General features: G+C 27.5%; 19 protein-coding genes and 1 pseudogene. 9 read left to right on the top strand and 11 right to left on the bottom strand.

The window, feature by feature from the left end; genetic code table 11:
• Positions 1-17 precede the first annotated feature (17 nt).
• Together IU405_RS12145 and IU405_RS12140 are read right to left on the bottom strand one after the other, a co-directional pair.
• Positions 18-389, bottom strand: coding sequence for a PUR family DNA/RNA-binding protein (locus IU405_RS12145; protein WP_197438880.1), 372 nt, complete (start codon positions 387-389; stop codon positions 18-20).
• A gap of 80 nt (positions 390-469) precedes the next feature.
• The gene (locus IU405_RS12140; RefSeq protein ID WP_197438879.1) at positions 470-2,224 is read right to left on the bottom strand and encodes an ABC transporter ATP-binding protein; all 1,755 of its coding nucleotides are present in this window, start codon (positions 2,222-2,224) and stop codon (positions 470-472) included.
• Positions 2,225-2,372: 148 nt separating this feature from the next.
• On the opposite strand from IU405_RS12140, the gene nusB reads away from it, so the two are divergent.
• From nusB to IU405_RS12100, 8 genes are all read left to right on the top strand, one after another.
• On the top strand, positions 2,373-3,311 hold the full coding sequence (nusB, locus tag IU405_RS12135; RefSeq protein ID WP_197438878.1) for a transcription antitermination factor NusB: 939 nt from the start codon (positions 2,373-2,375) through the stop codon (positions 3,309-3,311).
• 49 nt (positions 3,312-3,360) lie between these two features.
• The gene (locus IU405_RS12130; RefSeq protein ID WP_197438877.1) at positions 3,361-3,822 is read left to right on the top strand and encodes a DUF1573 domain-containing protein; all 462 of its coding nucleotides are present in this window, start codon (positions 3,361-3,363) and stop codon (positions 3,820-3,822) included.
• A gap of 2 nt (positions 3,823-3,824) precedes the next feature.
• Complete coding sequence (gene yajC, locus IU405_RS12125; RefSeq protein ID WP_197438876.1) at positions 3,825-4,136, top strand: preprotein translocase subunit YajC; 312 nt, start codon at positions 3,825-3,827, stop codon at positions 4,134-4,136.
• A 109-nt stretch (positions 4,137-4,245) separates the two neighbouring features.
• Positions 4,246-5,184: a CdaR family protein gene (locus tag IU405_RS12120; protein ID WP_197438875.1), complete on the top strand. Its 939-nt coding sequence runs from the start codon at positions 4,246-4,248 to the stop codon at positions 5,182-5,184.
• 3 nt (positions 5,185-5,187) lie between these two features.
• The gene (coaE, locus tag IU405_RS12115; protein WP_197438874.1) at positions 5,188-5,775 is read left to right on the top strand and encodes a dephospho-CoA kinase; all 588 of its coding nucleotides are present in this window, start codon (positions 5,188-5,190) and stop codon (positions 5,773-5,775) included.
• 125 nt (positions 5,776-5,900) lie between these two features.
• Positions 5,901-7,457 carry a sensor histidine kinase gene (locus IU405_RS12110; RefSeq protein ID WP_231749715.1) on the top strand — a complete coding sequence of 519 codons (1,557 nt, stop codon included), beginning with the start codon at positions 5,901-5,903 and terminating at the stop codon, positions 7,455-7,457.
• Positions 7,458-7,464: 7 nt separating this feature from the next.
• Positions 7,465-8,169 carry a response regulator transcription factor gene (locus tag IU405_RS12105; RefSeq protein WP_197438872.1) on the top strand — a complete coding sequence of 235 codons (705 nt, stop codon included), beginning with the start codon at positions 7,465-7,467 and terminating at the stop codon, positions 8,167-8,169.
• A 69-nt stretch (positions 8,170-8,238) separates the two neighbouring features.
• Entirely contained in the window at positions 8,239-8,859 is a 621-nt protein-coding gene (locus IU405_RS12100; protein WP_197438871.1) for an L-threonylcarbamoyladenylate synthase, read from the top strand.
• A gap of 12 nt (positions 8,860-8,871) precedes the next feature.
• On the opposite strand, the gene IU405_RS12095 is transcribed toward IU405_RS12100, so the two are convergent.
• From IU405_RS12095 to IU405_RS12055, 9 genes and pseudogenes are all read right to left on the bottom strand, one after another.
• Complete coding sequence (locus IU405_RS12095; protein WP_231749713.1) at positions 8,872-9,477, bottom strand: response regulator; 606 nt, start codon at positions 9,475-9,477, stop codon at positions 8,872-8,874.
• Positions 9,478-9,507: 30 nt separating this feature from the next.
• On the bottom strand, positions 9,508-11,277 hold the full coding sequence (locus tag IU405_RS12090; RefSeq protein WP_197438869.1) for an ATP-binding protein: 1,770 nt from the start codon (positions 11,275-11,277) through the stop codon (positions 9,508-9,510).
• Between the two features lie 229 nt (positions 11,278-11,506).
• On the bottom strand, positions 11,507-11,809 hold the full coding sequence (locus tag IU405_RS12085) for a T9SS type A sorting domain-containing protein (RefSeq protein ID WP_197438868.1): 303 nt from the start codon (positions 11,807-11,809) through the stop codon (positions 11,507-11,509).
• Positions 11,810-12,008: 199 nt separating this feature from the next.
• The gene (locus IU405_RS12080) at positions 12,009-13,004 is read right to left on the bottom strand and encodes a TlpA disulfide reductase family protein (protein WP_197438867.1); all 996 of its coding nucleotides are present in this window, start codon (positions 13,002-13,004) and stop codon (positions 12,009-12,011) included.
• Between the two features lie 82 nt (positions 13,005-13,086).
• Positions 13,087-14,100, bottom strand: a complete 1,014-nt coding sequence (locus IU405_RS12075) for a serine aminopeptidase domain-containing protein (protein WP_197438866.1) — start codon at positions 14,098-14,100, stop codon at positions 13,087-13,089.
• Positions 14,097-14,678: pseudogene (nudK, locus tag IU405_RS12070) on the bottom strand (GDP-mannose pyrophosphatase NudK). Before nudK ends, IU405_RS12075 begins: the two are co-directional and overlap by 4 nt.
• Before the next feature lie 180 nt (positions 14,679-14,858).
• Positions 14,859-17,318 carry a T9SS type A sorting domain-containing protein gene (locus tag IU405_RS12065; protein ID WP_197438865.1) on the bottom strand — a complete coding sequence of 820 codons (2,460 nt, stop codon included), beginning with the start codon at positions 17,316-17,318 and terminating at the stop codon, positions 14,859-14,861.
• Positions 17,319-17,716: 398 nt separating this feature from the next.
• Positions 17,717-18,715 carry a glycosyltransferase family 2 protein gene (locus IU405_RS12060; protein WP_197438864.1) on the bottom strand — a complete coding sequence of 333 codons (999 nt, stop codon included), beginning with the start codon at positions 18,713-18,715 and terminating at the stop codon, positions 17,717-17,719.
• Between the two features lie 34 nt (positions 18,716-18,749).
• Complete coding sequence (locus IU405_RS12055) at positions 18,750-19,205, bottom strand: type I restriction enzyme HsdR N-terminal domain-containing protein (protein WP_197438863.1); 456 nt, start codon at positions 19,203-19,205, stop codon at positions 18,750-18,752.
• Positions 19,206-19,222: 17 nt separating this feature from the next.
• Between IU405_RS12055 and holA the strand changes: the two genes are divergently transcribed.
• Positions 19,223-20,224, top strand: a complete 1,002-nt coding sequence (gene holA, locus IU405_RS12050) for a DNA polymerase III subunit delta (RefSeq protein ID WP_197438862.1) — start codon at positions 19,223-19,225, stop codon at positions 20,222-20,224.
• The last annotated feature ends 2 nt before the right edge of the window (positions 20,225-20,226 follow it).

The raw sequence follows: 20,226 nt of genomic DNA, 5'->3' as shown, positions 1-20,226 counted from the left end.
CAAATTTGAAATTTCTTTTAAATATCGTCGAAAGAAATATCAGTAAAACTACTTGAAGATTTTATTTCTTCACTTTCATTTTCTTCATCATCTTCCTTTTTAAAGTCTTTTTGATGACGCTCGCTAATCACTTCATCACCTTTTTCATTCAATATATAATCAGTTGCTTTGGTTAGCATTTCTTGAAAATCATTGAAATCTTCTTTGTACAAATAAATTTTGTGTTTTTGGTAATGAAAAGAACCATCATCGTGTGTGAATTTTTTACTTTCAGTAATTGTCAAGTAATAATCATCTGCTTTTGTTGATCTTACATCAAAAAAATACGTTCTTCTTCCTGCTCTTAAAACCTGTGAAAAAATTTCTTCCTGTTCAACTCTCTCTGCCATAATTCTTTTTAAATAGTGTTATAATTTCGTTTATGTTATGCACAAATCTAATAAAATATTTTACTTGATACTCATAAAGTTTAGATTTCTTTTTCTAAAAGTTGTTGTTCGTACAAGTTTTTATAGTAACCGTTTTCGGTTATCAATTGATTGTGAGTTCCTTGTTGTATGATTTTACCATCTTCTAAGACAATAATTTTATCGGCATTTTTGGCTGATGATACTCTGTGACTGATGATAAATGTGGTTTTGCTTTTCGATACTTTTTCCAAATTTGCCAAAATTCGTTCTTCAGTTTCGGTATCAACTGCTGATAAACAATCGTCAAAAATAAGGATTTTTGGATTTTTGATAATGGCTCTTGCAATAGAAACTCGCTGTTTTTGTCCTCCAGATAACGTAACTCCACGTTCGCCCAAAATCGTTTCATATCCGTTTGCAAAATCAATAATATTTTCATGAACAACTGCATTTTTTGCAGCTTCCATGATTTCTTCTTCAGTAGCATCTTGTTTGCCAAATTTGATATTGTTTTCAATCGTATCTGAAAACAAAAATGGATCTTGAGGTACAAAACCAATTTGATTTCTTACATCATTCAAATTCAACTCTTTGATAGGTTTGTCATCCAACAAAATCAACCCTTCAGTAACATCATACAATCGTGAAATCAATTCAATTATGGTTGATTTTCCTGAACCTGTATTTCCTAAAATCGCTAAAGTTTCACCCGAATTTACGTTAAAATTGATGTTTTTTAAAGCAGTAATATTGGTGTCTTCATAGGTAAAAGTAACATCCTTAAAAGTGACTTTTCCTTCAATTTCTATGGATTCATTGGAATAATTCTCAATTTCTGGAACCTCATTTAAAAATTCATTAATTCTTGTTTGAGATGCTTCAGCTTCTTGCACCATAGACGTTACCCAACCAACAACTGCCACAGGCCAAGTCAAAATATTTACATACAATAAAAACTCGACAACAACTCCAATTTGGATTTTATCTTCAATATATAAATTTCCTCCAACGTAAATTACAATGATATTACTGATTCCAATTAATAAAACCATCAATGGAAAAAATAAGGCATTTGCATGTTGTAATTGAATGTTTTTTTCCTTGCTTTCGTCAGCAATTGTATCAAATTCCTTAATGATTGAAGCTTCAATTCCGTAAGATTTTACCACATTAATCCCTGAGAAAAATTCTTGAGTAAACGTGGTTAATTTTGACAAATATTGCTGAACTATGGTACTTCTTTTATTGATAATTGTGCTTAAAAAATAAATGGAAATAGCTAAAAATGGAAAAGGGATTAAGGTGTAAATTGTCAATTTTACATCTACTTTTAACATTTGCGCAAATCCAACAATAAAAAGTACTAACATATTCATGGTGTACATAATTGCGGGACCAACATACATACGCACTTTGGAAACGTCTTCACTAATTCTATTCATCAAGTCACCAGTTCTATTTTTCTTGTAAAAATTCAGAGAAAGACGTTGATATTGTTGATAAATTTCATTTTTCAAATCAAATTCAATCAACCTTGATGTGACAATAATAGTCTGTCTCATCAAATACGTAAAAAATCCACTCAGTAAAGCTACACCAATGATAATCAAAACATTAATTAATAATATTTTTTTAACTTCAGCAATGTCAGTTACAATTCCTTGTTGATATTCTTCAACCACATTCAATGATTGTCTGATAATTTGAGGAATTTTGAGCGCTAAAATTTTAGAAAGAACTGTAATTAACAATCCAATCAAAATACGCCATTTATATTTCGCAAAATATTTGTTTAAATGCTGTAGTGCTTTCAAAAGTGTTTTTTTGATAAAAATAGAGCACGAAGATACCAATTTCATTGTGAAATCATTTCTAAAAAAAGAATTAAAAAGATTTCCTTCAAAAAAGAAAATAGTGCTATTTTTGCATCGCGAAAAACGCATCTTATTTAAGTTCTTTTAGATGATAAACAGAAGACATATTCGAGTTAAAGTAATGCAATCCATTTATGCAATGCAACAATCTCAAAGCGATGATATCGTAAAAGAGGAAAAATTTTTGAAGCATAGCATTCTGAAAATGTTTGATTTGTATGTACTAAATCTTTTATTAATTATTGAAGTACAAAAACTTGCTGCAAAAAAAATAGCACTTTCTAAAAAGAAAATTCTTGCTACAAAAGAAGATTTAAAACCCAACACCAAATTTTTAAACAACAGATTAATTAATACAATCCAAGAAAGTGTTAGTTTGATTAGTTATTGCGAAATCAACAAATTGAAAAATTGGGAAGTGGATGATGAATATGTAAAAATAATTTATGACGAACTCCAAAACAGTAAAATTTATAAAAATTATTTAGATACTGTTGAAGACTCTTTCAATGTGGATCGTTCTTTTGTGATTGATTTTTTTAGAGAAATTATTGCTCCAAATGAAAAATTAGCAGAGTATTTTGAGGATAAAATGATTACTTGGGTGGATGATATTCCTTTTGTAAATACCTGGGTTTTAAAAACATTGAGCAAGTCAAAAAACAATGCAAATTTTTTAATGGGAAGTTTATACAAAGACAAAGACGATGAAGAATATGTTTCGAAATTGTTTACAAAAACAATTTTGAAAATGAAAGAGTATGAAAAAGAAATTTCAGAAAGAACTCCCAATTGGGAAACAGACAGAATTGCAGATATTGACATGATTTTAATCAAAATGGCAATAGCTGAATTTTTAAATTTCCCTTCCATTCCTGTGAAAGTTACCATTAATGAGTACATTGAAATTTCGAAAGATTATTCAACCGAAAAAAGTAGTTATTTTATCAATGGTGTTTTAGATAAAATTTCGAAAGAATTTGAAAGAGATCAAAAAATTGTTAAAATAGGAAGAGGTTTACTGTAAATAGTTAATTGAAAAAAATATTTGTTACTTTTACCAAAATTTTAAAATCATGAGAAAAATATCCATTTTATTGACCTTTTTTAGTGCATTATTCATTACTATTTCATGTGCAAATAGCGATGCAAAAGCAAAAATTAATGAAGAAAATTTAGAGGAAGCTAAATCAAGAGATACAGAAATAAAAAAAGGCGCTGCAACTATCGCTTTTGATAAAGTTGAGTATGATTTTGGCACTGTAAATGAGGGTGATATTGTTGAAACAACTTTCAAAGTTACGAATGCTGGAAAAACAGATTTGATCATTACAAATGCGCAAGCTTCTTGTGGTTGTACAGTTCCAACTTGGCCAAAAGACCCTATAAAACCTGGAGATTCAGCAGATATTGAAGTTTCTTTTAACACTTCTGGAAAACCAAATAGACAAAGCAAATCAATTACATTAACAACCAACACTGAATCAGGAATGGAAACCTTAATATTAAAAGGTTCAGTAATTCCAAAAACAAATTAACCATGATTTCAATTATTTTTTTACAAGCTGGAGGTTTAGCAAGCATGCTACCTTTTTTAGCGATGATTTTAGTATTATATTTTTTCATGATTCGTCCACAAATGACTCGTCAAAAGAAAGAAAAAGCGTTTCAAGCAGGTATTAAAAAAGGAGCAAGAGTAGTAACTTCTAGTGGAATTCACGGAAAAATTGCTGAAATCCACGAATCTGATAATACAGTTACTATTGAAACAGCTGCAGGAAAAATCAAGTTTGAGCGTTCTGCAATTTCTATGGAATTGAGCAAAAAGTATAACAACACAGAAGTTAGTTAGATTTTTACATCATTACAATATGAAAGTGAACGTTTTCTTTTTTTGAAAATGTTCACTTTTTTTATTTCAAATTAGGTATATTCGACTGTATTAATTAAAGAATCAACTTTTGAAAACTTCACAAACAATATCGAAATCATTTTTTGTATTTTTAATAGCCTCTTTTTTGATTTGGGTATTGATTACTTTTTCTAAAGAATACAAAACGATGATCTCTTATGAAGTAACATTTACCAATATTCCTCAGGAAAATATTCTTTTAGAAACATCTCCACAAAAAACAGCATTTTATGTGAAAGGTACTGGTTTTCGACTTTTTTGGTCGCAGATTTTTGATCAAGAAATTACTATAGATGTTTCGAACTTTTCAAAAAAAGCATCTGGAAAAACCTATGTTTTGCCTAAAAATCAGTTGACAACTATTCAAAAGCAATTCATTTCAGGAGTTGAAATTGAAAATATTTTAAAAGATACAATTTATGTGAAAATTGGTTCTTTATATTCTAAAAAAGTGGCTTTGAAACCCAATTTGAATATCAATTATCAAGTAGGATATAAGCTTTTGGGTGATGTTACAATAGCTCCAGACTCCATCACAATTTCTGGTGCTGAAAGTCAATTAAAAAATATCGATTTTTTGGAATTGGAAAGTTTGAAGTTGACCAATGTAAATGCAGATTTTTCCAATAATGTTGCTATTTTAAAGCCTTCTAAAATTAAAAATATAAAGCTAACTACTTCAAAAGCAGTAATTTCAGCAAAAGTTGACAAATTTACAGAAGGCAGTTTACAAGTTCCATTTAAGTTACAAAATGTGCCTTCAGATATTAAAATTACCACACTTTCGGAAACAGTTTTAGTGACTTTTGTTGTTGCATTATCGCAATTTTCTAGGGTTTCAGAAGCTTCATTTGTAGTTGAATGTGATTATGAAATGTCTAAAAAAAATGAATTGGGATATTTGATTCCGAAAATAGTTTTAAAACCAGATTTTGTTGAGAATGTTAAAATTATTCCCACAAAAATTGATTTTTTAATTCAAAAATAATCTATGGTTGTTGGTTTAACAGGTGGAATTGGAAGTGGAAAATCTACAGTTGCAAAACTTTTTGCAGCCTATAAAAATACTGCAATTTACACTGCTGATGAAGAAGCAAAAAAGTTGATGAATTCCTCCAAAATTATTGCTGAGAAAGTAATAGTAGAATTTGGAAATGAGACTTATAAAAACGGTGAATTACAGAGAGATTTCTTAGCGAAAATTGTGTTTCAAAATCCTGAAAAATTGGCCATCTTAAACTCAATAGTTCATCCTGAAGTTCGCAATCACTTTCAGAATTTTATTCATACAAATCAAGATAAATTATTGATTATTTATGAAAATGCGATTCTTTTTGAAAGCAAAAGCAATGTGCTTTGTGATGTGATTATTACTGTTTTTGCTAGTTTATCAACTAGAATTGAGCGTGTTATGGAAAGAGATCATTGCTCCAAAGAAGCTGTTTTGAACAGAATACAAAATCAACTGAGTGAAGAATCTAAAATGATACAATCACATTACATTATCATCAATGATACACTTGAAAATACGAAAAATCAAGTAAAATATATTCATAATATTTTAACAGAAAAGCGCTGATGCTTTTAAGTATTTGTAATGGAATTGTTAAAACACTCTTAAATTTCCGTTATTTCAGTTAATTTTTATCAGAAAGTTTAATTTTCAATTCTTTTATCACGTAACTTTGATACGTGGGAAAAAAGATGTTTATTTTCATAGTTGTATTGATGAGCATTTCCTTAATTGGAATTATTGCTGTGCAACTCTATTGGATTAATAATGCCGTTGAAAGTAGAAAAGAACAGTTTAAAAATGATGTTCAAAAATCCTTAGGACGTGTTGCTGAAAGAATCAATGAAAAGGAGGAAAGACTTATTGAGATTCAAATCCAAGATATTTTAGAACACAAAACACTTGCAGATAATGCGCAAATAAAAAATTATCTTTTTCAACAAATTGATACCGCAAACAATACTAAAATCACTTTTGGGACGACTGTTTTAGAGGAAAATTTTGAAATTCCGTTAGATTTTTTAGACGACGAAAAAATAATTTTTACAAGAGTTACTGGAAAAAAAGATTTTTTTCAAAGTAAATTTATCAAAAGTCCAGACAATATTTTCAATGCTGAAGATGTTGAACGTTTTTCATTTTTAGGAAGAATGAAAAGTTTAGAAAAAAGTCAGTTTACTCAAATAATGAAAGATTTTAAAAGAGTAAATCCACTAAACAAAAGAGTAAGTAACAGAGAGTTAAATGCCACCATAAAAGAAGAACTTGATAAAAATAATATTCATTTAGACTTTAAATATGGCGTTTATACAAATGAAGGATTGGCAACCAAATTAAAATCAGGATATTATACCATCAATATCAATGAGAGTTATGAATATCCGCTTTTGTATGATTCTAATAATAAGCCAGAATATAATTTGTTTGTCACTTTTCCATCGAAAAATGAACACATATTATCGGGTATTTCGTCCATTTTATTATTGTCTTTGTTTTTCATTTTTGTCATTATCATTGCTTTTTCAAGTTCATTATATCAATTAATCAAACAGAAAAAAATATCAGAAATCAAAACAGATTTCATTAATAACATGACACACGAATTTAAAACTCCAATTGCTACCATCAATTTGGCTTTAGATTCCATCAAAAATCCAAAAATATTAGGAGATTCAGAAAAGGTGTTACGTTATGTAAAAATGATTCGCGATGAAAACAAAAGAATGCATTCGCAAGTGGAAAATGTATTGCGAATTTCACGATTAGAAAAAAATCAATTGACCATCAGTAAGGATACTGTTGATGTTCACGACATCATAGATGATGCTATTAACCACGTAAGTTTGTTAATTGATGATAGAGGAGGAAGCATTGAAAAGCATTTTCAAGCAATTTCATCAGAAATTTCAGGAAACGAATTTCATTTATTGAATGTGGTTGTAAACATGTTAGAAAATGCCATTAAATATTCAGTTGATGCTCCTAAAATTGATATTTATACAGAAAGTACCAATAAATTTTTCATTTTTAAAATCAAAGATGAAGGAATTGGGATGGGAAAAGCAGCTCAAAAAATGGCTTTTGACAAGTTTTATAGAGAGCAAAAAGGAAACATTCATGATGTAAAAGGCCATGGTTTAGGATTGGCTTACGTAAAGGAAATTGTAGAAAAACATCATGGAACAGTATTTGTAGAAAGTGAAAAAGGAAAAGGAAGCATATTCACAGTTAAATTACCTTTAAATTAAATATAAAATGGGAAGTAAAAAAATTTTATTAGTAGAAGACGATCCAAATTTTGGAACTGTTTTAAAAGACTATTTATCATTAAATGACTATAATGTGACACTTGCAAAAGATGGAATTGAAGGTTTGATAATGTTTAAAAATAGCGATTATGATTTGTGTATCTTAGACGTAATGATGCCACGAAAAGATGGATTTTCTTTAGCGCAAGATATTAGAGTAACCAACAAAGAAATTCCAATTATCTTCTTGACAGCCAAAACCTTAAAAGAAGATGTTTTGAAAGGGTATGCAGTTGGTGCAGATGATTATTTGAACAAACCATTTGATTCTGAGGTTTTATTGCATAAAATTAAGGCAATTTTACAACGCAAGGAATCAGATAAAACTTCGGAATCTGATCAAATTTTTGAGTTTACAATTGGTGGTTTTTCATTCAATTCGAAATTGCGTTATTTGTCATCACCTTCAACAATAGAACCAATTAAATTATCACCAAAAGAAAGTAAATTGTTGAGAATGCTAGCCATTCACAAAAATGATTTGATGCCTCGTGAATTGGCATTGACAAAAATTTGGAGAGATGACAATTATTTCACATCAAGAAGTATGGACGTTTATATTGCAAAATTGCGTAAATATTTGAAAGATGATGAAAATGTAGAAATATTAAACATTCATGGAGAAGGATTTCGTTTGATTGATAAATCATAAAAATCCGTATTTATCCAAAATCAAAACTCTATTTGTAATTACAACTAGAGTTTTTTGTATTTTTAAATCATGGCAGAATTCATTAAATTGTACAATGAAAATCCGAATCAAAAGCAAATTGATAAGGTTGTTAAAGTATTACAAAATGGCGGTTTAATCATTTATCCCACAGATACTGTGTATGGTTTGGGGTGTGATATTACCAACATAAAAGCATTGGAAAGAATTGCTCAAATCAAAGGTGTGAAACTAGAAAAGGCAAATTTTTCTTTTGTATGTAATGATTTGAGTCATTTGTCAGATTATATAAAACAAATTGACACTGCCACTTTTAAAATATTAAAACGTGCATTGCCAGGACCTTACACATTTATTTTACCTGGAAGTAACAATTTACCCAAAGCTTTTAAGAATAAAGAAACTGTCGGAATTCGTATTCCTGATAACAATATTGCAAGAGCCATTGTTGAAACTTTAGGAAATCCAATCGTTTCATCCTCAATTCGTGATGAAGATGATATTTTGGAATATACTACTGATCCTGAATTGATTTTTGAAAAATGGCAGCATTTAGTTGATTTGGTTATTGATGGTGGATATGGAGATAATTATGCATCTACAATTATCGATTTGACAACTTCTGAGCCAACAGTAATTAGAGAAGGAAAAGGAAGTTTGGATATTTTATAAAAGTAAATTTACTTATATAAACTTTCTTATGGATGCTTCTCTTATAGCTTCTTCTTTGGAATGTACTTGAAGCTTATCATAAATATTTTTAATATGATATTTAATTGTATTGATACTTATTTCAAGATTCAATGCAATCGTTTTGTAACTATTGCCTTGAGATAACATTGTTATCACTTCAGTTTCTCTTTCCGTTAATACTGAATCTGGGGCTTTTTTAAAGGATTCAACCACCATTTTTGCAATATTAATGCTCATTGGAGCGCCTCCTAAAATTACTTCATTTAAAGCTAAAATTAGTTTGTTAGAAGTTGTATTTTTTGTAAGATAACCTGAAGCCCCTGAGCATAATGCATCAAAAACTGTTTTAGAATTTTCAAAAACGGTAATCATAATAACTAATGTTTTAGGGTTTATTTTTTTTATTTCTTTTGTACATTGTATCCCATTCATACCTGGAAGTTCAATATCCATTAAAACAATATCTGGTAATTCATCTTTAAAATAATTTAAAGCATTTTCAGCATTCAAATAAGATCCTATAATTTTATAAGTGTCAGAGTTATTGATGATTTCACAAAAAATATCATTTAGCGGTTCATTGTCTTCAATAATCATAACTTTATACTTCATTTTAATTTAATTTAATTAATTTGATATTTTTGCATTTAAACTAATTTTTGTACCTTTTTTTGATGAAGATATTGTTAATAATACATTCATTTTTTCTGCTCTTAATTGCATATTTGATAGCCCGTTTTTAGAACTTATTTTATCAAAATTAAAACCAATACCATTGTCTTCAAAAATAATATCTAAATCATTGTTTTTAATTTTCATAGTTAATTTTACTGTAGTTGAATGTGAGTGCTTTGCAGCATTTGTCATTGCCTCTTTAAATATCATAATAATTTGTCGATTCCAGTAATAGGGTAATTTTTTATTTAAATCTAACTTTTTTTCAACATAAAAATCAATATTAAATGATTGAAAAAATTCATCTCCAAAATCTGATAAATAAGTAAATAATTCTTCGGTAAAGTCACTTTTAGCTTTTAAAGAAAACATAAAATCTCTTGTACCTTTGTATAAAATATCAGCGTCTAAGTTGATTTTTTTTAAGGCTTCAATAATTTTACTTTTATTCCAATTTTTTACTGATTGAATCATATACTCTGATAAAACAGTTATACGAGCTAATTTATTTCCCAAATCATCATGAAAATCTTTGGCTATGTTGTCTCTAACAATTTCAAGTTCATTTTCTATTTGTTCTCTTTTCTCAATTGCCCTTTGCAATGCTTCATTTTTGTTTTTGAATTTTCGTAATTGATATATGATTAATGAAATTACGATTACAGAAAAAATTAATGAACCAAAAAGTAAATAATTATTTTTTTTAGCGATGGTTAAATCTTTTTCTGATGCTTCTTGAATTAATTTTAAGTTTTCCTTTTCCTTTTTTTCAGTTTGGTATTTTTGTTCTAGCTCGAGAATTTTTTCTTGTTTGTCAGTGGTTAAAATACTATCCTTTAAATTGTTCCTTTTTTTTAAAAATAAATTAGCAAGTTTAAAGTTGTTTTGAGATTCGTATATTTTACTTTTTAACTCATATACTTGAGGTAAATTAACAAGCATTCTGCTTTGTTTAATTAATTCTATGGCGAGATTACATTTATTTAAAGACGCATCATATTGTTTTACTTCATACAAAGCATTTGCGGCATTTACTATTGCATTTTCATATAATGGGCGTTCTATAGCTTCTTTATAAAAAAAGGTTGAATCTCCATATTTTATAGATAAATCGTATTGTTTTAAATCTAAATATACTTTTTGTAGTTTTTGGTAATTAGCACCTATTAAACCTTTGAAATGATTTTTTTTAGAAATTTTTAAAGCGAAATTAATATAATAAAATGCACTATCATTTAGGTTTTGTTTCCTATAGTCTGATCCAATATTAGAAAGCACACTCGTTTTAAATAAAAGATCTTTATCTGTTTCCTTAAAGGTTAATATTTTTTTTCTAATTTTTAAAGCTTTATTAAATGAACCTATTGAACTAAGTATGGCTGCAATGTTATTGTACATTTTAATAGCTTTATTTTTTTGTCCTATTTCATCATATATTTTTGCAGATTTAATGAGATAATTAGATGTTTTTTCATAATCTCCAGTATAATAATAATATTTTGCATGGCTTTCAAAAACAATGGCAAAAATGGAATCTAAATTTATTTCTTTAGCTAAGTCTATTGAATTTTGTAATTTTTTTTCAACGGAATCATAATCAAAAGCTTTTATAAGCGAATCTATTTCTTCATTATTTGAAAGGATTTTAGAAATTTTATTTGTTTGTCCAAAAGCTTTAAAAGCTATGAATAAGAATAAGATTATGATTGTATTTTTTTTCATTGATTTACATGGCTTGCTTTTCATTTTTGCTATTTCACATTTTATTAACAAGATATGGAAAGATCTTTAAAAATTATTATTCTATTAAGATATATTGCATTTTAAATCAACACTTTACTTTAAAATTAAACCAAATTTACAGAATAAAATTATTTTTAATTTATTAGATTTTTGTAGTCGGTACAATAAAAAATGCAAAATACTTTTTAAATTTAATAAAAATTCTGACTTATTTTTTTATAAATCGATTTCTAAAAACTTTATCATCAGTATTTTTAGCAATAATAATATATGCACCATTGGCCAATTCTGAAATATTAATTGGATTTTTAGAATTATGATTTTTTAAAGTTTTTAAACTTTTACCGGTCATATCAAAAATTTCAATTTCACTAAAAATATCTATACCAACTTTTTTCCCTCCTAATAATAAAATATCAACTGTTGGATTAGGATATAAACCAAGATTATCATTAGATTTTGAATCATCAACACCAAGAGATGAACAAAAGTCCCAATTTCCAAAATTCAATTTGGTATGAAAAGTATCTCCTAAATACGTGCATACATCAGGACAATATATAGTACAACAATAAAAACTGTAAATTCCACAAGTATTTACTGTAATTGTATTTTTTGTTTCTCCTGGAATAATATTTTGACAAAAGTCTGATTATCATTAAAATAAATTTTATTCAATAATATAGCTACTTTCTCTTTATTGAAATTTTTTATTGTTTCAGTATTTCTTCTAACTTTTTATTTAGTTTGTCCACTCTTAAATTTCTTGCAATTATTTTACCATTTTCGGAAATTAAAAAGTTATCAGGTATTCCACTAACCCCATAAATTAATGAAGCTTTATTTCTATTACCTTTTAAATCACTTACTTGTTCCCAAATTAAATTATCTTCATTAATTGCTCTTATCCAACTACTTTTGTCTTCATCCAATGAAACTGAAAATATTTCAAATCCTTTTGAATTATATTTTTTATATATATCTAAAAGTTTTGGGTTTTCTTTTCTGCAAGGAGCACACCAAGACGCCCAAAACTCAAGAAGAACTGTTTTCCCTTTTAATTCAGACAACTTCTTAAATTCACCATTTTGGTTCTCAGATTCGAAATCTATAAATTGTTCGCCAATTTTTGGTTCTTTATTGAACTCTAAATATTCTTCAATTTCTTTTCCATATTTTGAGTTTTTAATGTTTTTTGAAAATTGCAAAAAGAGTTCTTTTGATTTTTCTTTTCCCCAAGTTGTAGAGTAAATAGATAATATATCAGCACTTACAATACTATTAGGATTGCTTCTCACAAACTCTATTTCCATTTTTTGTCTTTCATTTATTGATAAAGTTTCGATTTTTTTATTAAGACTAAAGCTTAAATTTTCTGCCTCAGATCCCGTAATTTTAGCATTTCTAAAATCAGTTTTACTTGCATCAAATATCATAGCATTATTTTCAGCCCAAAAAATCCTATAATTCGAAAAATCCTTATTATGAAGTAACAATTTTATTGGAGATAATGGCAGTTTAGTATTAAATTTAAAAGTGTTGTTCTCAACTTTTGTAGAGTCTAAAGTTTTATTATCAATTTTCAGATAAATTAATGTACCATTTTCGAATCCGTTTGTTTTTCCTTTAATAGAAAATCCAATCTTTTGTTTTTCTTTACAAGAAACAATTAAAACTATAATTAAACCTAAAATTATTTTTTTCATAATTGTTTGTTTTGTTTTTAAATTAAATTGTGAGAATAAATTAACGGTTATATTAAAAAATTAATACTTTAATTTATTTTTTTTATGTTTTATTTAAAGCTAACCACATTAACCAATCAGTACCAACTATATCCCAACCAAATTTTTCATAATTTACTTTTCCGTTTTGTTGTAATTCAAAATAATTATGTTCTCTATTAAAATAAGCTTTAAAATGTATATTTTTTTTGTTTTCCTGAATCATTTCTATACGAAGTAAATCATTAAATGGGCAAGCTTCATCCTTTGTACCATAAGAAATCAAAACTGGAATTGTAAGACGTTTAAAATCGTCATTTAGTAATTCAGAAAAAGTAAAAGTTCCTTTGTAAGCATTCCATCCATTTTGTCTTGTGTCTTCAAATGGATTTTGATTTACTTTTTCCCAGTATTCAAAATCACTTTCAACCCAACTTTCTTTTTCGTTTTCTAATTTTCTATCTTGAGTAATCATTGATAAAATTCTGGAATAATAGGGAGTTCCTCCTGAATATATTAAATGGGTGATTCTTTTATTTGATACTGCCATTTTTACTGCAATAGAACTTCCTTCTGAATGACCAGCAACAACCATCATATTTGTATCAACCCAAGATTGTTTTTCAAGATACTGTATGACTTTATTATTTCTTTCTGTGTAATAAATTAAATTTGCTTTTTTTGTGTATTCCTTTGGAGGTTCGTTTGAAATATTATCTGTAAACTCCCCATTTTTACCTAATTGAGATTTTTCTATTATTAAAGGAATATTAGGTTTATTGATACAAACTAAATGAAATTTATCTGTAAATATTTTTTCACTAAATGAAAAAGGCGAATAATGAGCTCCATTTTTATCATACTTAATTAAGGGTTTTGCCTGTGAACCTTGAATAAAAATAAATAAAGGCTTCTTCTTCAGTTCATCTCCTACTTTAGATTTAACGATAAAATCAACAGAATCATTTTGAAATGATATACTAAAATGTCTATACCCGAAATCCTCAACTGATTTTTGGGCAAGTGAGTTTTGCAAAGCTAAAATTGTTGTAATTAAGATTAAATTTTTAATTTTCATTTAAGTATTTTATTAAGTTTTAGATACTGAAGTAACATTATTGTTTTACCGTCTTTTATTTCGCCATTTTCTATTATTTTCATTGCTTGGTCAATTGAAATTTCCAAAACTTCGATATTTTCTTCTTCATGTTCAACTCCTACACCATCTGATACTTTTATGTCTTTTGAATATTCAGCAATAAAAAAATAGAGTATTTCAGTTACAGATCCAGGAGACATATATGCCTCAAAAATTTTTTAACCTCAGTAACTTTATAACCTGTTTCTTCTTCTGTTTCTCTTTTAATACATTCTTCTGCATTATCTTTATCTAAAAGTCCTGCACAAGCATCAATCAGCATTCCGCTTTTATTAGCATTTACAAATGTTGGAAGTCTAAATTGTCTTGTTAGTATAATTGATTTTAATTCTTTATTGTAAATAAATATTGTTGCACCATTACCTCTATCATAGCATTCTCTGCTTTGCGTTTTAATAGAGCCATCCTTTTTAGAGTATTGATAGGCTATTTTACTTATATGTATACCAATTATCAGATAAAATTTCGGTATTTATAATCTTTACTTTATTAATCATTTATATGTTTTTTTATTTATCTTAAGTATAAAATAAGATTAATTCCTTTTTAAAGGAATTAATCTATCTAACAAAAAACTAATTACTCTAGAATAGTAAAACCTTTACTATTAAAAGTAAAATAGAATATAAAACAGTTAAAGAGATTTCAAGTTTGTATTTTTTGAATTGTTCTAGCATTTATTTTTTAATGATTTTATTGGTTAAAAATGATTTTTCACCTTTTATATTTAGAAAATAAACCCCTGAATTTAATTCTGAAATTGAATATTTTTCTTGTGTTTTATAAAAAGTTTTCAATTTCCTACCATTAATATCATAAACTTCAATTTGTAAAATATTTTGATAATCTCCCTTTATAGAAAAAGTATTTTCTGTTGGATTTGGATGAACTGACAAATGGATTTTATTAAAATCACTAACAGATAATGACGAACAGTTTTCAGAATAAACAGTACTTGCTGGTTTTTGCCAAGAGGCATAAACTCCTAAACCATTGGTAGCAGCATTTTCATCATCAACTTGAATGCAATTTAAACTGTCATTACCATTATTAGAGCTAAAGTTGGTTAAAATAGTATTATTTCCGTTTTTGAGATTTATTGCAGATATTGGAGTACTAAATAATAAAACATTTGTTAGCATGTCATTATTTGATAAATCAAGCTCAGATAGTGTTGAACCTATTATTAATAAACTAGTTAAATTAATATTGGTTGTTAAATCTAAATTAGTTAAAACGTTAGAGTCTAAAGTTAAGGATGTTAAAGCTGTTGAATTATCACTAATTAAAGTTTGCAATGCATTTGCTTCTGTTAAATTAACATTTAAACTAACATTTGTGGTATTACTGATATCAACTGTTGTTAATTGAGAACTTGAAAATCCGCAATAAATAAAACCTAATTTTGAAAATCCACTTAAATTTAAACTTGTAAGTTGGGTAAATCCAAATATAAATTCTTTTAAATTAGGGTTGTTACTAGGATTTAAAATTAAATTTGATAGTGTAAAATCAGTAATCTCTACATTTTCAATTTTTGTGTTTTGACTAAAATCTAATTTTGTTTCAGTATTCAATACTGACTGGAACTTTTTTAAATTTTTAAAGTTTTCAAGACCAGTAAAATCTGATATAGGAAGTCCACCACTACCATCTAAAATTAAAGTTTCCACATTTAAAATATTAGAGGTAGTTACATAATCATCTAAAACAGTATCGTATCCTAGATTAATTAGTTGCTGTTCAAAATTATCATCTGGTACAAAAGTAAGTGTTGGAATTTCATTATATGCAAATAATTCTCTTTCATTGCTATTCAATAAACCACTTAATATCAACTTATTATTAAATACTGCAAGTGGTATTGGAGCAAAATATCCTGAACCAACAACAAAGTCTTGGACTAATGTTGCATTATCTGAAGTATCTATTTTCCAAAGTTCTTCACCATGAATTCCATCATTTGCATTGAAATAAAGATTTCCATTAAACTCTAAAAAATTTCTTGGTGAACTATTACTTGAAGTATTAATATTAGCAACTAAACCTGTTGATGTATTAATGCCGTTTGTTTTGTATAATTCATTTCCATTAGCACCATCAGCTGAAAAGTAAATAAATCCATTAAAAGGTGTAAATCCTGAAGGATTTGTTCCCCCATTTGCCAATAAATTAGCATTATCATTTGCTGTATTAACTCTTACAAGTCTTTTTGTTCCACTTACAGTGGATGATAAAATTAGAGATATTGTAGTACCAGTATCTAAAATTGTAAGTTCTTCAGCATCAATAGTATTATTTATTGGTGCTATTTGAACAATTGCATTAGGATCATGAACATATAATTGCCTTTCTGTTCCATTAAATGCCGTAAAATAAAGTTTATTATTTGCAATTATAAAATCTGATGGATTGCTATCTCCTGTGGGATTTATATTGGAGTTTCCAACCATAGAAATAGTATTATTTAATATATTATGTTTGTACAATTCAATTCCATTTCCTGAACCTTCATCACCAACAAAATAAATATCATCATTAAATTTAAAAATATCATTGATAGTTATCCAACCTGAAGCAACTTTTCCTTGTGAAACTGCATTACTTCCATTTAGGGATATTCTTACAAGATTGTTTTCATCAATAAAATATAATATTGATGGCAGTGAAGAATTTGTTGCAGGAAGATTTACATAAATTAACTGACCTTCATTAGCTGATGGTAAAGGAGCTGTTGTAAAGTAATTTAAAGGAGCATACAAATTTCCATTTTTAAAATAAGCTCTATTGTAAGCTCCCGGTAAATTTGAAGCATTTTCAAAATAAGCTAAAAAAAGTAATGCATTATTTTCATTTTCTGCAATCGTCCAAGTAGGTTTTTCGCTAATTAATCTCTTAGAACTTTCATTTAATAATGCTACAGTTCCTGCTTCCGTTCCATCTGAACTAAACAATCTAAAAAATCCATCAGATTCTTGAACATTAAAAAACAGCAAGTTATTTTGTACAAAAAAATTTTCTGATTTACCATTTCCAGGATTACTTGATGCTGTTCCTGAAAAATCTTTAATTAAATTTATTTGAGAATAGAAAAAGAAAGGAATCGTAAATAATATAATTGTGAGTAGTTTTTTCATTTTTTGAAAGTTTTATGATGCTGTAAAATTATTTCTTTTACTACCCAATTGTACTACCTAAAATGGGTAGCTGCTTTATTTTAAATATTATTGGTTTTAAAAAATATTTTCATTGGTTTTTGAGTGTCATTAAAATTTAATTAATATAAAATGATTTCTACTTGTTTTTGCAATATATTTTATGAATGATTATCATTACTATACTTCTATAAAATTTTAATAGATTAATTTATTAAAATCTAGTATTCATATTCGGAAATATTTCAATAAGGAAGGATGGATTTTACAAAAAAGCATTTCACTTATATAACAAGAAGAATTTGTTTTGAAAATATGATTTCTTACTTTGTTGATTTTCAACCAAAAAACACTTAATAAAATTTAATCATATAAATAGTTTAATCTAAATCTTGAAACTTCTTTCTTCCAAAAACAAAATATTGCCAAACTATACTGATGTGTAAAAAATAGGCTTGTTTTTTGTATAATTTTCTGCGTTTTTTGAGGAACAGTGGTAGGTTTTTATAAAAACTAACATGTGCTTTTAGTATCGCAAATGTGTGGATTGGTCTTAGTTCAATTAAAAATTTGATTCCTGCAATTCCATCTAACATCAATCTTGAAAAAACTACTATTAAAAACCATTTTTTAGGCACATTTTTCACCACATTTAACAAGCTATTTCTAAAATTCAAATAGGTTTTATGAGGATTTGTCTCTTGCAAAGTGGCTCCACCAATATGAAAAACAGTAGATGTTCCCACATATTTGATGTCAAAACCTAAATTATTTGTTCTCCAACACAAATCAATTTCTTCTTGATGTGCAAAATAATTCTCATCAAAACCTTCTAATTGATGATAAACTTCAGAACGAATAAAAAAACAAGCACCAGAAGCCCAAAATATTTCAGTAGTATCATTAAATTGATGGGTATCTTTTTCTAAGGAATTAAAAACTCGTCCTCTACAATAAGGATATCCAAAAAAGTCAATAAAACCGCCTGCAGCTCCTGCATATTCAAAGCTACTTTTATCTTTATAATCTAATATTTTTGGTTGTATAATGGCTACATTTTTATTTTTTTCAAAAACATCTAGCACAGGAGGAAGCCAGTTTTCAGTAACTTCAACATCCGAATTTATCAAACAATAAATATCAGCCTCAACAGCTTGCAAAGCATCATTATAACCTTTTGCATATCCACCATTGACGCTATTTTCGATGATGTTTACTGAGGGATAAAAAGTTTTGATAAATTTGATAGAATCATCAGTTGAAGCATTATCGGCTACAAATATTTCAGCTTTTTCAGAACTAAAATTAACGATGGAAGGAAGGAATTTTTCCAGTAGTTTTTTTCCGTTCCAATTTAATATGACGATTGCTATTTTCACAAGGTGCGAATTTACATTTTAAAAATGAGTTTCGTTATAAAGTTTTCTTAATAAAATCAGGAAGTTCTTCTAAGAAAATATAGGTTTCATTTTCAAAATCCATCTGACAGTAAAAATGATCTAAACCATTTGTAACAAAAAGATAATTAGCTTTTATTTTTAAATTATATCTCGCAATTTGATCAAAAGTTTCTTGCGTAATTTTTACAGAAGGAGCCTTACATTCCACCATAATTTCAGGATTTCCCAAAGCGTTAAATATGATGATGTCAGTTCTTTTTTTTAAGGTATTAATAAGAAATTGTTTTTCAACAGAAATCAAAGAAATTGGATATTTTTTTTCTTCCAATAAAAAATAGGCAACATGCTGACGAACCCATTCCTCGGGAGTTAAAACCACATATTTTTTTCGGAATTTATCAAAAATAAGCGTCTTATTTTCCTTACTTTTGAGTTTGAACGAATAAGATGGAAGATTGAGTTTTTGCATCAATCAAAAGTAATAAAATGAATGAAATTAACGACATTGTAGCAGATATTAAAAGAAAAATTTTAAAACCTATCTATTTTTTGATGGGGGAAGAATCGTATTATATTGATCAAATTTCTGATTTTATTGAAAAAAATGTGCTGGATGAATCTGAAAAAGGATTCAATCAACAAGTGATGTATGGAAGAGATGTGACCATTGAAGATATCATTGCTGCTGCAAAACGGTATCCAATGATGGCAGAAAGGCAGGTAATTATTGTAAAAGAAGCGCAAGATTTGAGCAGAACGATTGAAAACTTAGCTTCTTATGCTGAAAACCCTCAACCAAGTACAGTTTTAGTGCTCAATTATAAGTATAAAACGCTTGATAAAAGAAAAAAATTATATAAAATCATCGCTAAAAATGGGCTGATTTTTGACAGTAAAAAACTCTATGAAAATCAAGTTTCTGATTGGATTCGCAGAGTTTTGAATGGAAAAAAATACCAAATCGAGCCAAAAGCTGCACTGATGTTGATTGAGTTTTTAGGAACAGATTTGAGTAAAATTTCCAATGAATTGAACAAATTGGTATTGATTCTTCCTGAAGGAACTATTATAAATGACAAACATATTGAGGAGAATATTGGGATTTCAAAAGATTTTAACAACTTCGAATTGCGCAAAGCAGTAGGGGAGAAGAACATTTTAAAATCTAATAGGATCATTAATTATTTTGCTGAAAATCCTAAGAATAATCCACTGGTAATGACTATTTCATTGTTGAATGGTTTTTTTACACAATTGCTTTTTTTTCATGGTTTGCAGGATAAATCAAAAAAATCGGTTGCATCAGCATTAGGAATTAACCCTTATTTTGTGGATGAATATTTTTTAGCTTCAAGAAATTATCCAATTCAAAAAGTAACGAGTATTCTCTCTTTTTTGAGAGATGCTGATATGAAAAGTAAAGGTGTTGGAGCAAATCAATCACAAGAGGATATTTTAAAAGAATTGCTATTCAAGATTTTACATTAACT

The organism is Polaribacter sp. BAL334 (genome assembly GCF_015767435.1).
Taxonomy (GTDB): Bacteria; Bacteroidota; Bacteroidia; order Flavobacteriales; family Flavobacteriaceae; genus Polaribacter.
Note: the sequence above shows the minus strand (reverse complement) of the source record. Positions and strands in the feature narration are given on the sequence as shown.